General features: G+C 69.9%; 12 protein-coding genes. 10 read left to right on the top strand and 2 right to left on the bottom strand.

Annotated features, from left to right (window positions below):
- The first annotated feature begins 9 nt into the window (after positions 1-9).
- The 5 genes from ABL843_RS22330 to ABL843_RS22310 all read left to right on the top strand — a co-directional run bounded on the left by ABL843_RS22330 (position 10) and on the right by ABL843_RS22310 (position 4,620).
- A complete protein-coding gene (locus ABL843_RS22330) occupies positions 10-837 on the top strand; it encodes a class II aldolase/adducin family protein (RefSeq protein ID WP_418117356.1) in 828 nt (275 codons plus the stop codon).
- A 10-nt stretch (positions 838-847) separates the two neighbouring features.
- The gene (locus ABL843_RS22325; RefSeq protein ID WP_418120505.1) at positions 848-1,849 is read left to right on the top strand and encodes an ABC transporter substrate-binding protein; all 1,002 of its coding nucleotides are present in this window, start codon (positions 848-850) and stop codon (positions 1,847-1,849) included.
- A complete protein-coding gene (locus ABL843_RS22320; RefSeq protein WP_418117355.1) occupies positions 1,846-2,829 on the top strand; it encodes an ABC transporter substrate-binding protein in 984 nt (327 codons plus the stop codon). Before ABL843_RS22325 ends, ABL843_RS22320 begins: the two co-directional genes overlap by 4 nt.
- Positions 2,830-2,911: 82 nt before the next feature.
- Positions 2,912-3,601 carry a fumarylacetoacetate hydrolase family protein gene (locus tag ABL843_RS22315; RefSeq protein WP_126024355.1) on the top strand — a complete coding sequence of 230 codons (690 nt, stop codon included), beginning with the start codon at positions 2,912-2,914 and terminating at the stop codon, positions 3,599-3,601.
- A 101-nt stretch (positions 3,602-3,702) separates the two neighbouring features.
- Positions 3,703-4,620: an AraC family transcriptional regulator gene (locus ABL843_RS22310; protein WP_418117353.1), complete on the top strand. Its 918-nt coding sequence runs from the start codon at positions 3,703-3,705 to the stop codon at positions 4,618-4,620.
- Here ABL843_RS22310 and ABL843_RS22305 read toward each other — a convergent pair.
- Entirely contained in the window at positions 4,617-6,095 is a 1,479-nt protein-coding gene (locus ABL843_RS22305; RefSeq protein ID WP_418117352.1) for a PLP-dependent aminotransferase family protein, read from the bottom strand. The genes ABL843_RS22310 and ABL843_RS22305 overlap by 4 nt on opposite strands.
- Before the next feature lie 97 nt (positions 6,096-6,192).
- Between ABL843_RS22305 and ABL843_RS22300 the strand changes: the two genes are divergently transcribed.
- Positions 6,193-6,909: a GNAT family N-acetyltransferase gene (locus ABL843_RS22300; RefSeq protein ID WP_418117351.1), complete on the top strand. Its 717-nt coding sequence runs from the start codon at positions 6,193-6,195 to the stop codon at positions 6,907-6,909.
- Between the two features lie 15 nt (positions 6,910-6,924).
- Here the strand turns inward: ABL843_RS22300 and ABL843_RS22295 are convergent, their stop codons facing one another.
- Complete coding sequence (locus ABL843_RS22295; RefSeq protein ID WP_418117350.1) at positions 6,925-7,770, bottom strand: symmetrical bis(5'-nucleosyl)-tetraphosphatase; 846 nt, start codon at positions 7,768-7,770, stop codon at positions 6,925-6,927.
- 23 nt (positions 7,771-7,793) lie between these two features.
- Here ABL843_RS22295 and ABL843_RS22290 point away from each other — a divergent pair, with 23 nt between their 5' ends.
- The 4 genes from ABL843_RS22290 to ABL843_RS22275 are packed head-to-tail and all read left to right on the top strand — an operon-like array spanning position 7,794 to position 12,482.
- The gene (locus tag ABL843_RS22290; protein WP_184641567.1) at positions 7,794-9,107 is read left to right on the top strand and encodes a hemolysin family protein; all 1,314 of its coding nucleotides are present in this window, start codon (positions 7,794-7,796) and stop codon (positions 9,105-9,107) included.
- Between the two features lie 10 nt (positions 9,108-9,117).
- Positions 9,118-10,113, top strand: a complete 996-nt coding sequence (locus ABL843_RS22285) for a lipopolysaccharide kinase InaA family protein (protein ID WP_418117349.1) — start codon at positions 9,118-9,120, stop codon at positions 10,111-10,113.
- 40 nt (positions 10,114-10,153) lie between these two features.
- Positions 10,154-11,134, top strand: a complete 981-nt coding sequence (locus ABL843_RS22280) for a VWA domain-containing protein (RefSeq protein ID WP_418117348.1) — start codon at positions 10,154-10,156, stop codon at positions 11,132-11,134.
- A gap of 7 nt (positions 11,135-11,141) precedes the next feature.
- Complete coding sequence (locus tag ABL843_RS22275; protein WP_418117347.1) at positions 11,142-12,482, top strand: adenylosuccinate synthetase; 1,341 nt, start codon at positions 11,142-11,144, stop codon at positions 12,480-12,482.
- Positions 12,483-12,512 lie beyond the last annotated feature (30 nt).

Here is a 12,512-nt window from a genome sequence, read left to right as displayed (position 1 = left end):
GGAATCACCATGAGCGCAGTTCTTTCCATCGACCGCAGCGCGGCTTCGCAGCCCCTGAAGCTCAACCAGAACCCGCAGCAGAAATACTGGTTCGATCCCGTCCCGCCGCGCACCACCGTGCAGGCGGAGCGCCGCCACCGGCAGGAGCGCCTGGCGGGCGCCTTCCGCCTGTTCGCACGCTTCGGTTTCGCGCAGGGGCTTGCCGGCCACATCACGGCGCGCGACCCGGAGCTCACCGACCACTTTTGGGTGAACCCGCTGGGCATCCATTTCTCGCGCATCAAGGTCTCCGACCTGCTGCTCGTCAACTCGAAGGGCGAGACCGTGATCGGCGACAGGCCGCTCAACAAGGCGGCCTTTGCGATCCACGCGGCCATCCACGAGCACAACCCGAAGATCGTCGCCGCCGCTCACACGCACTCGACCTACGGCAAGGCCTGGTCGACGCTGGGCCGCAAGCTCGACACCATCACGCAGGACAGCTGCGTGTTCCACGACGACGTGGCGCTGTTCGACGACTTCACCGGCATGGTGGTCGACACCAGCGAGGGCGAGCGCATCGCCCAGGCGCTGGGCGACAGGAAGGGCGCGATCCTCAAGAACCACGGCATCCTGACGGCGGGCCCCACGGTGGAAGCTGCCGCCTGGTGGTACATCGCGCTGGACAACGCCTGCCACACGCAGCTGCTGGCCGAGGCCGCGGGCAGGCCGCAGCCCATCGACGAGGCCACGGCGCGTCACACGCACAGCCAGATCGGCGGGCCCGAAGGCGCCATCCATTCCTTCGACAGCCTCTACGAAGGCCTGGTCGAGGCCGAGCCCGAACTGCTGCTCTGACGCGAACATGATGACCCCCACTCTTTCCCGCCGCAGCGTGCTGCGCGCAGGCGGCGCCGCCGCCGTGGTCGCCTCGGGTGGCCTGATCGCCTCGCAGGCCTTCTCGCAGCAGTCCCGCAAGCTCACCTTCGCCTGGAACGCCTCGGCCTTCTGCCTTTCGCCCGTGGTGGTGGCGCAGGAGCGCGGTTATTTCGAGCGCAACGGCCTGCAGGTCGACCTCATCAACTACACGGGTTCCACCGACCAGCTGCTCGAATCGCTGGCCACCGCCAAGGCCGACGCCGCGGTGGGCATGATCCACCGCTGGCTCAAGCCGCTCGAATCGGGCTTCGACGTGAAGATCGTCGGCAGCTCGCATGGCGGCTGCGTGCGGCTGGTGGGAGCCAAGGGCGCGGGCGTCACCAATCTCGCGAGCCTGAAGGGCAAGACCATCGGCGTGTCGGACATCGCGAGCCCGGGCAAGAACTTCTTCTCGATCCTGCTCGCGAAGAACGGCATCGACGCCGACAGGGACGTGACCTGGCGCCAGTACCCGGCCGACCTGCTCGACATCGCAGTGAAGAAGGGCGAGATCCAGGCCATTGCCGACGGCGATCCCAACATCTACCTGATCGAGAAGCGCAACCAGGGCGCCTACGTCGAGGTGGCGAGCAACCTCTCGGGCGAATACAAGGACAAGGTCTGCTGCATCGTCGGCGCGCGCGGCGAGCTCGTGCGCAAGGACAAGGCGACGGTCGCCTCGCTGGTGCGCGCCATCGCGCAGGCCTCCGACTACGTGGCCGAGAACCCGAACGAGTCGGCCAGGCTCTTCTCGAAATATTCGCCCAACGTGGCGGTGGAAGACCTGCGCGCGCTGCTGGGCACGCTCACGCACAAGCACCACCCGCTGGGTCGCAACCTGCGCGACGAGGTCGAGTTCTACGCCCGCGACTTCCGCGGCGTGGGCGTACTCAAGAAGACCACCGACCCGGTGCGCTTTGCCGACCACGTTTCCTTCGATCCCCTGGCATGAACAGAAATACGAGCCGCATCCGCATGAGCCACAACAGTTCCCGTCGTCAGCTTCTTGCCCAGGGCACGGCCATTGCAGCCGCTGTCGCATTACCCGGCGTGGCCTTTGCACAGGGCCGTCCGGTGCTCAAGGCCGGCGACCAGAAGGGCGGGCTGCGCGCGCTGCTCGAAGCAGCCGGCGGGCTCGAAGGGCTCAGCTACGACATCCAGTGGTCGGAGTTCCCGGCCGCCGCGCCGCTGGCGGAGGCGCTCAATGCCGCCGCCGTCGACTCGGGCCCCATCGGCGACGCGCCACTGATCTTCGCGCTGGCGGCCGGCACGCGCGTGAAGGCCATCGGCGCGAACCGCTCCGACTCCTACGGCACGGCCGTGCTCGTGCGGCCCGACTCGCCGCTGAAGACTGCCGCCGACCTGAAGGGCAAGAGCGTCGCGACCAATCGCGGCTCCATCGGCCACTACGTCACGCTCAAGGCCATCACCTCGACCGGCCTCAAGCCGGAGGACGTGAACCTGCGCTTCCTGGCGCCGGCGGACGCCAAGCTCGCGCTCACGCAGGGCTCGGTCGACGCCTGGGCCACCTGGGAGCCCTACACCGCGCTGGCCGAGGTCAGCAAGCACGCGCGCGTGCTCGTGAGCGGGCGCGGGCTGCTGCCGGGGCTGAGCTACCTCGCGGCCACCGACAGCGCCATCGCTTCCAAGCGGCCGGTTCTGCAGGATTTTCTGCAGCGCGTGGTGAAGGCGCAGCTCTGGTCGTACCGCAACGTCGATGCCTACTCGGCCGCGCTGGCGCGCATCATCGGCATTCCGCCCGAGGCGGCGAAGCTGCAGTTCGAGCGGCGGCAGCAGAAGTGGGTGGCCATCGACGCGCAGGTCATCGCCGACCAGCAGGGCACGGCCGACTTCTACCGGCAGGTGGGGCTCATCAGGCAGCCGCTGGACGTGAAGGGCACCTTCGACACCAGCTTCGGCGTGGCCGGCTGAAAAAACGCGCGACCGTAGCTGAGTCCAAGACTCGCGTAGTTGCGTGCGCGGGGCGCGGAGTTGCGCTGGCTAGAGTCGTCGCATGACTTCCTATGCCATTTCCCCCGCCCCCGTCCATTCGCTGCCCATCCAGGGCGATCAGGTCCGCTTCCCTGTCAACCGCATCTTCTGCGTGGGCCGCAACTACTCCGAGCACGCCCGCGAGATGGGCCACAACCCCGACCGCGAGCCGCCGTTCTTCTTCATGAAGCCGGCTAGCGCCATCGTGGCCGACGGCGGCGAGTTCGCCTATCCGCCGCTGTCGAACGACGTGCACCACGAGATCGAACTCGTGGTCGCGCTGAAGACCGGCGGCGCGAACATCGCCGCCGCCGACGCGCTCGGCCACGTCTACGGCTACGCCGTCGGCCTCGACATGACCCGCCGCGACCTGCAGGGCGAGGCCAAGAAGATGGGCCGGCCCTGGGACACCGGCAAGGCCTTCGACGGCTCCGCGCCCTGCGGCGAGCTGGTGCCGGTGGCCAGGGCCGGCCATCCGGCCAGCGGCGAGATCCGCCTCGACGTGAACGGCGCCCAGCGCCAGGTGGGCGACCTCGCCGACATGATCTGGAACGTGCCCGACACCATCGCCTACCTCTCGACGCTGTTCACGCTGCAGCCCGGCGACCTGATCTTCACCGGCACGCCGGCCGGCGTGGCGGCGGTGCAGCGCGGCGACCGCATGCGCGGCAGCGTGGCGGGCGTGGGCGTGCTCGAAGTCGCGGTCGTCTGAGCCCGAAGACAGGGCGCTCACCAGATCCGGCGGGTGCGACCGGATCGCCGGTGCGCCAGATGGCGTACCCTCACGGGCGAAAGACGAAGACGCCTGCCCCGATGCGCTCCTCCACCCCCACGTCAGTCCGCACCTACGGCATGCACGAGCGTGCCGACCACCTGGACTTCGACATCCGCTTCCAGGGTGCGCGCAACGAACTCACGCTGCCGCACCGGCATGCCTATTTCCAGATCCAGATCGGCATCGAGGGCAGCTCGCAGCAGTCCATCGGCGGCGAGGTGCGCCCCTTCGGACCGCGCCACCTGAGCTTCGTGCTGCCGTACCGGGTGCACGTGATCCCGCATCCGCCCGAGGCGCTGTACTGCATCGTCAACTTCGACCAGCGCTTCCTGTGGCCCGAGCTCGATGTCGACGCGCTCGACCTGGAAGACGTGCCGCTCGCGCGCCATCCCGACCTCGCGCCCTTCCTGTTCCAGGAATACGTCGACTTCGCCTTCGACGAGGCCGACTTCGCGCGCATCCGCGGCTGGCTCGACGAGCTGCATGCGCTGAACGCGAGCCGCAGCTTCGGCGCAAAGACTGCCATGCGCGGCATCCTGCAGCAGATCGTCGGCCTGGCCTGCATGCGGCAGGAGAACGCGCTGATGCGGCTTTCGCTGCAGCACGACGGCAAGACTTCGCAGCGCGACGCCCTGCAGCGCGTCGTGCGCTACGTGCGCGACAACCTCGACAAGCCGCTGTCGCTGACCGACGCCGCGGCGGCCGCATTCCTTTCGCCCAACTACCTGGCCAACCTGCTGCGCAAGGAAACCGATCGCACCTTCACCGACCTCGTGACCGAGCGGCGCATCGAGCGCGCGAAGGAGCTGCTCGCGTCCACCTCGCTGCTGGTGCGGGAGATCGCGCACCAGTGCGGCTTTGCCGACGAGGCGTACTTCAACCGGCGCTTCCGGCAGGTGGTGGGGAGCACGCCGCGCAATTTCAGGCGCGAGCACGTGGTGGGCAAGCTCGGCTAGACGCCGCCGGGTTCCGAGGCCCGCGCGAGCTGCGACAGCCGCGTGACCAGCGGCGCGAAGAGCTCGCTCGCCGTGTTTCCATAGCCCAGCACCAGCCCGTTGTCCGATGGCATCGGCCGCATCGCGAAGCCCGACAGCGGCGTGGGCGCGATGCGCTGGCGCAGCGCCTCGGCGGCGATCCTCCGGTCGTCGAAGCGCCCGGGCAGGCGCACGGTGAGATGCATGCCGCAGTGGCCGCCGTCGATCTCGTGCGGCACCTCGAAATGCTTTTCGAGCGCGAGCCGCAGTGCCTGCTGTCGGTCGCGGTACAGCCTGCGCATGCGGCCCAGGTGCCTGCTGAACTGGCCGCTCTCGATGAAGTCGGCCATGGCGAGCTGCTCGTGGCGATGGCCGCCGCGCAGCATCTCCTCCAGCGGTGCCTGCACGGCGGACACCAGGCGCTCGGGCAGCACCAGGAAGCCGAGCCGCAGCGACGGGAACATGGTCTTGCTGAAGGAGCCGACGTAGAGCACCGGCGCGTCGTCCACCAGCCCCTGCATGGCCACGATGGGCTCGCCCGTGTGGCGGAACTCGCTGTCGTAGTCGTCCTCGACGATCCACGCGCCGTGCCGCCGGGCCTGCGCGATCAGCTCCAGCCGGCGCGCGATGCTCAGCACCGAGCCGGCCGGGTACTGGTGCGACGGCGTGGTGTAGACCAGCCGCGGCGGGTGCTTGCGCCAGTCGCGCTCGCTCACGCAGAGGCCCTCGGCATTGACGCGCATGGGCACGATGCGCATGTCGCCCGCATGCATGGCGGCTTTCGCGCCGCGGTAGCCCGGATCTTCGACCCAGCCGGTCTCGCCGGGGTTGGACAGCAGGCGCACGCACAGCGAGATGGCTTCCTGCGCGCCTTCGGCGATGACGACCTGCCGCGGCTCGCAGCGCACGCCGCGCGCCACCGACAGGTGCCGCGCAATGGCAGCGCGCAGCGCCGGCTCGCCCAGCGCGTCGCCGTAGCCCAGAGCCGCGCAGCAGCCGCCGCGGATCGCACGTTCCAGCGAGCGACGCCATGCGGCCAGCGGAAAGTGCGACAGCGCGGGCACCCCGGGACGCAGCGCCGCGCCCATGTCGGCACGTGGAGCGCTCGGCAGGATCCTTGCGAGGCGCTGCGCGGTGGCCGGCGTGCCGGCCTGCTTGCCAGCACGCTCACGCTTCGATGGCGCCGGCGACGAGAGCTCGGCCACGCGTGTGCCCTGCCTGTCGGGCCGCACATAGCCTTCGGCCGCCAGATGCTCGTAGGTGGCGGTGACCGTATTGCGCGAGATGCCGAGCGCCTCGGCCAGCGCACGCGAGCCCGGCAGGCGGCTGCCGGGGGCGAGGCTGCCGTCGAGGATGGCGTTCTTGAGGCGGTCGTGCAGCTGGCGCTGCATCGGGCCCGACCGGCGCTCCCTGGAGAGCGGGGATTCGAGCAAGGGGGAAGTGGAGCGTGGCACCATGAAATTGGATCTGCATGGCACTTCTCGTGGCGCCACGTTGCGGCTACTTTAGCGCTCTCCGGCCCCGCCGTTCACCATCCACCGAAAGCTTCCACCCATGTCAGCCCGCCAGAACGAGTTCGGCCAGTCCATCGGCCCCGAGGTTCCCGAATGGACGCCCCGCGCCCTGCCGCCGCGCCGCGTCATCGAGGGCCGTTTCTGCAGGCTCGAGCCGCTCGACGTTGCAAAACACGCCGACGATTTGTACGCCGCCTATGCGCAGGCGCCGGATGGTCGCGACTGGACCTACCTTGGCGTGGAGCGGCCCGCCGATCTGGCCGGCCTGCGGGCCTATGTCGAGCGCATCGCGAAGAGCTGCGATCCGCTGCACTTCGCCGTCGTCGACGTGCGAAGCGGCCGCGCCGTGGGTTCGCTGGCGCTGATGCGCATCGATCCGGCCAACGGGACCATCGAGGTGGGCACCGTCAACTTCTCGCCACTGCTCAAGAACACGCCGATGTCCACCGAGGCGCAGTACCTGCTGATGAAGTTCGCCTTCGACGAGCTGGGGTACCGCCGCTACGAATGGAAGTGCGACAACTTCAACGAGCCCTCGAAGCGCGCGGCGCTGCGGCTGGGCTTCAGGTACGAGGGGCTGTTCCGCCAGGCGGTGATCTACAAGGGCCGCACACGCGATACGGCGTGGTTCTCGATCATCGACAGCGAGTGGCCGGCGCTGCGCACGGCCTTCGAGCGCTGGCTGGCGCCCGGCAACTTCGACGAGAAGGGCGGCCAGCGCATGTCGCTCGACAAGTTCCGGCTGCCTTCTTCCTGATTCCTCCGCCGCCAGCTACTTGCCCGGCTTCTGCGCCTGCTCGCACTCGACCTGGATCAGCTCGCGCTCGTCCAGCGTCGCGCCGATGCGTACCGCGCTGAGGCAGCCGCCCCAGACGCAGCCGGTGTCGGTGGACAGCAGGTCGGGCCGCGAGAGCCAGCCCAGCGTGGACCAGTGGCCGAATGCGACGGTGGCGTTGGCCGTCTTGCGCCCGGGCACGTCGAACCACGGCATGTAGCCCTCGGGCGCGGTGGCGGCGCTGTCTTTCGCCTCGAACTCCATCACGCCGTCCGCGGTGCAGAAGCGCATGCGCGTCAGCGCGTTGACGATGGCGCGCAGGCGAGCGCTTCCGGTGAGCGTGTCGCTCCATCGGGCCGGCTCGTTGCCGTACATCGACATCAGGAATTCGCCCAGCGCCGGGCCGCGCAGCACCGACTCGAGCTCGGAGGCCAGCACCAGCGTGTCGCCCACCGTCCATTGCGGCAGCACGCCCGCATGCACCATCAGCAGGTCGCCGGCGCCTATGCGCATGTGCAGCGCCATGTGCTGGTTGCGCAGCCAGTCGAGCAGCGCCTCGGCATCCGCGGCGGCGAGAAGCTCGCCCAGCGTGTCCTTGCGGCCGGCCTTGCGCGCGCCGTGCGCCACGCCCAGCAGGTGCAGGTCGTGGTTGCCCAGCAGGCTCAGTGCCGAGGCGCCGTAGCCCTGCACGTGGCGCAGCACCGAGAGCGAATCGGGGCCCCGGTTCACCAGGTCGCCCAGCAGCACGAGGGTGTCGCGGCTGGGGGAGAAGTCGATCTTCCGCAGCAGCCGCTGGAAGGGGGCGTCGCAGCCCTGCAGGTCGCCGATCAAGTAAAGTGCCATTCCCCCATTCTCTCCCTCAGTTCATGGATGTCTTCCTCCTGGCCTTGCTGACCACGCTGAACGCGTTGTTCGCAATGTCCGAAATGGCCCTTTCCACCAGCCGGCGCGCACGTCTCGCGGCATTGGCCGAAACGGGAGACGCCGGCGCGGTGGCCGCGCTGAAGCTGATGGAATCGCCCACGCAGTTCCTCTCGACGGTGCAGATCGGCATCACCTCCATCGGCATGCTCAGCGGCATCGTGGGCGAGGCCGCCTTCGCCGAGCCGCTCGGCGTGTGGATGGAAGGGCTGGGCATGGGCCGCGGCACGGCCAGCATCGCGTCGACCGCGCTGGTGGTCACCTGCATCACCTTCTTCACCATCATCTTCGGCGAGCTGGTGCCCAAGCGCATCGGCCAGCTCTATCCCGAGCCGGTGGCGCGCTGGGTGTCTCGCCCGATGCGCGGGCTGGCCAAGGGCGCGAAGCCCTTCGTGTGGCTGCTGGCGGGCGCCACCGCCGCCACGCTGAAGGTGCTGCGCATCGACGCCAACGCGGCGCGTTCGGTGACCGAGGAGGAAATCTCCGCCAGCCTCGAGGAGGGCGTGGACGCCGGCGTCATCGAGCAGCACGAGCACCAGATGGTGCGCAACGTGTTCCACCTCGACGACAGGCGCCTGTCGTCGCTGATGATCCCGCGCGCCGACATCGAATGGCTCGACGCCTCCTTCACCGTGCAGCAGGCGCTGCAGAAGGTGGCCGACGCGGGCGCGCTCAACCTGGTGCACTCCTGGTATCCGGTGTGCCGCAATTCGCTGGACGACGTGGTCGGTGTGATCAGCGTTGCGCACCTGCTGCGCCTGGGCCCCGCGCACACCGGCGTGCTGGGCCAGGAGGCGTCGCCCGCCGTGTTCGTGCCCGAGACCCTCACCGGCATGGAGCTGCTGGAGCAGTTCCGCGCCCGCGCCGGCCGGCTCGTGTTCGTGGTCGACGAATACGGCGTGGTGCAGGGCCTCATGACACCGCGCGACCTGCTCGAAGCCATCACCGGCGAGCTGCAGCCCGGCATGCAGACCGACGCCTGGGCGCACCAGCGCGCCGACGGCCTCTGGGAGCTCGACGGCCTCATGCCCGTGTCGGAGTTGCGCGCGCGCCTGGGCATTCGCGAGTTGCCCGACGAGGAGCGCGGCCTCTACAACACCGTGGCCGGCCTGCTGATGGCCGTGTCGGGCCACCTGCCGGAGGTGGGCGAGCAGATCGACTGCGCCGGCTGGTGCTTCGAGATCGTCGCGCTCGAAGGCCGCCGCATCGACCGGGTGCTGGCCTCGCCGGACCCGACGGCCCCGCCCAGGGAAGAGTAGGGCGCGGGCCATGCTGTCGCTGCAGGCTCTCAGCTGCCCCCAGTGCTCCGCGCCCCTGTCGCGCGCCGCCCGGTGGCGCACGGTGAACTGCAGCTACTGCGGCGCCACCGTGGTGCGTGGGCAGGAGACCGTCGAGCGCGAGAGCTTCCGTGCCGCATGGCGCCGGGCCAATGCCGACGTGCCCGGCGGCCGCGTTCTTGCGTGGCGCGGCGGTCGCTACCGCGTGCTCGCGCCGCTGGCCACCGGCGAGCACAGCGATGTACTGCTGGCCGAACGACTGGGCGCGCTGCCCGAGCGCGTCACCTTCAAGCTTGCACGCGAGAGTTCGGCAGACGGCGTGCTGCAGCGCGAATTCACCGTGCTGCAAGCCCTGCAGGATCTTTCCGTGCCCGGCGCGGCCTACTTCACCCGCCGCCTGCCCCAGCCGCTGGGCATCGGCGTGGCCGAAGGGCTGGCGAGCGCAATGAGCGACGGCTCGCGGCAGGCGCTGGTGTTGCGCCACCCGACCGGTTTCTGGGGCAGCCTGCAAGACGTGCGGCAGGCCAACCCGCAAGGCATCGACCCGCGCCACGCCGTATGGATCTGGCGCCGCATGCTGGAAGTGCTGGCCTTCGTTCATGGCGCCGGCTGGACGCACCGCGACCTGTCGCCCTCGCATGCGCTCGTGCATCCGCGCGACCATGGCGTGCTGCTCATCGGCTGGTCGCGCGCGCAGCAGGCCACCGGGCCGGCGCACGACGCAGCCGTCGCGCGCGACCTGATGCAATCGGCCTGGGCCGTGCGCGCCGTTCTGCACGGCGCAGCACCCGGCGAGCCCGGCCTTGGTGCCCGCACACCCGCGCCTCTCGCCGCCTTGCTGCGCGAATGCAGCGAGGACGCAGCCGCCTGCGGGCGCCTGGGCGCGCAGGGCATCGAGCAGGCGCTGTCGGCGGCTTCGCGCGAAGCTTTCGGTGCGCCGCGGTTCGTCCATTTCGATCCGGCGCCTGCACCGCACGCCGGCGCCTGAATCAACGCATACGTACAACAGTCACAGAGGAGCAGAACCCATGGGCTACGGAAACTACTCGCACGCCGCCCACACGGCACTCATCGCCGACCGCGCCGCGAGACCGGGCGCGGAAGTCTTCACGCAGCGTTCCACGCATCCGCTGATGAACCCGCAAGGGCTCAAGGTGCGCGAATCGCGCGACAACGCCGACCATCCGAACTCGCTGGGCATCGCCTTCGCGCTGGACGTGACCGGCTCCATGGGCGACATCCCGCAGATCCTCGCGCGCCGCGAGCTGCCCACCTTCATGAAGCTGCTGACCGATTGCGGCGTGGCGGACCCGCAACTCCTGTTCATGGCCATCGGCGACGCCAACTCCGACCATGCGCCGCTGCAGGTCGGCCAGTTCGAATCGACCGCCAACCTCATGGACCAGTGGCTCACCTGGAGCTACCTGGAAGGCGGTGGCGGCGGCACCGGCGAGGAAAGCTACGAGCTCGCCTTCTACGTGATGGCGCAGCACACCGACATGGACTGCTGGGTCAAGCGCAGGAAGCGCGGCTACCTGTTCGTGACCGGCGACGAGCTGCCCTATCCGGCCGTCTCGCGCCACCAGATCGAGGGCCTCATCGGCGAGAAGCTCGACGAGGACATTCCCATCGAGGAAGTCATCGCCGCCGCAGCCGAGACCACGCATCTGTTCTTCCTGATCCCCGACGCGCAGCGCCGCCGCCGCTGCGAAGGCCGCTGGCGCGAACTGCTGGGCGACCACGTCATCTGCATGGAATCGCCCGACGACGCCTGCGCCGTGGCCGCCGGCATCGTCGCCCTCACCGAGAAGGCCGTGCCCAGCCTCGAAGCGCTGGCCGGCGTGATGAGCGCCACCGGCATGGAGAAGGAACGCGTGGGCGGCGTGCTGCACGCACTCGACGCCTATGCCGCGCTGCTCGACCCGGGCGCGCCACGTCATGCGCCGCCCAGCGTGGCGGCAGCCGCGGCCGGTGCGCGCTCGTCGTGGTGGAAGCGGCTGTTCGGCTGACGGCCGTGTGACGGCGCACGCTCGCACGCACTACGTCTCGCTGCTGGGCCTCGGCTTCGGGGACTGCGGCAAGGGGCTCTTCACCGACCACCTCGGCGGCGCGCTGGACGCCCACACCGTGGTGCGCTTCAACGGCGGCGCACAGGCCGGGCACAACGTCGTGCTGGCCGACGGGCGGCACCACACCTTCTCGCAGTTCGGCGCCGGCAGCTTCCATGCGGGCGTGGGCACCGTGCTTGCGAGCCCGGTGGTCGTGCACCCCACGGCGCTGCGCGTGGAGGAAGCCGCGCTGCGCCGGGTCGGCGTGGAAGACGCCTTCGGGCGGCTGCTCGTCGACGCGCGCTGCCGCGTGACCACGCCGTTCCACCAGGCCGCAGGCCGCCTGCGCGAATTGGAACGGGGCGAGGCCGCGCACGGCAGCTGCGGCGTCGGCGTGGGCGAGACCGCGCGGCAGGCGCTGGCCTCGCCCGATGAAGCGCTGCGCTATGGCGATCTGCGCGATCCTGCACGTGCATTCGAAAAGATCGAAGCGCTGCGCACCGTGCTTCTGCACGAGTTCGCGGCCAGCCCGGCGCTGCGGCACGCCCATGCCGCGCAGGAAATCGCCATGCTGCGCGACGACACGCTTGCGCGGCGCTGGCTGGAAGCCGCCGCGCCATGCGTGGCGCAATCGCCGCCCGCGAGCATCGACCGCATCGCCGAACGCCTCGCGCGGTCCGGCACCGTGATCTTCGAGGGCGCCCAGGGCGTGCTGCTCGACGAATGGCACGGCTTCCATCCGCACACCACCTGGAGCACCATCTCGACCGCCGCCGTCGAAGCCGTGCTGCACGATGCCGGCATCGACGCCCACGTCCAGCATGTGGGCGTGCTGCGCAGCTACCTCACGCGCCACGGCCCCGGCCCGCTGCCCACGCACGACCGCATGCTCGATGCGCGGCTGACCGAACCGCACAACGCCGACGAAGGCTGGCAGGGCGCATTCCGCAGGGGGCACCCCGATGCGGTGCTGCTGCGCTATGCGCTCGATGTGGTCGGAACGCTCGACGGGCTGGCGGTGAGTCACCTGGATGCCATCGAGAGGGCCGGTTTGCGATGGTGCGCGGGCTATCGCACGGACGATGCGGGGCGGATCACTTCGCTGCCGCTGGGCGGCGTGCGGGACCTCGATCACCAGCAGGCGCTGACGCAGTTGCTGCAAAGCGCCGAGCCGATCTACGAGCCGAATCTCATCGCCACGCCGCATGCGTGGGTGGAGCACGCAGAGGCGCTGAGCGGCCTGCCGGTTCGTTTCGGCTCCTTCGGGCCGACGCGGGAGAGCGTGCGAGGGCGCAAGCACCTGCCCTGATCGAGAACGCGGGGGCAGCCGGCGGCGGCG

It is taken from the genome of Variovorax sp. 350MFTsu5.1 (assembly GCF_048302515.1).
Taxonomy (GTDB): Bacteria; Pseudomonadota; Gammaproteobacteria; order Burkholderiales; family Burkholderiaceae_C; genus Variovorax; species Variovorax guangxiensis.
The sequence above is the reverse complement of the archived record's forward strand: the minus strand, read 5'-3'. Positions and strand labels throughout refer to the sequence as shown.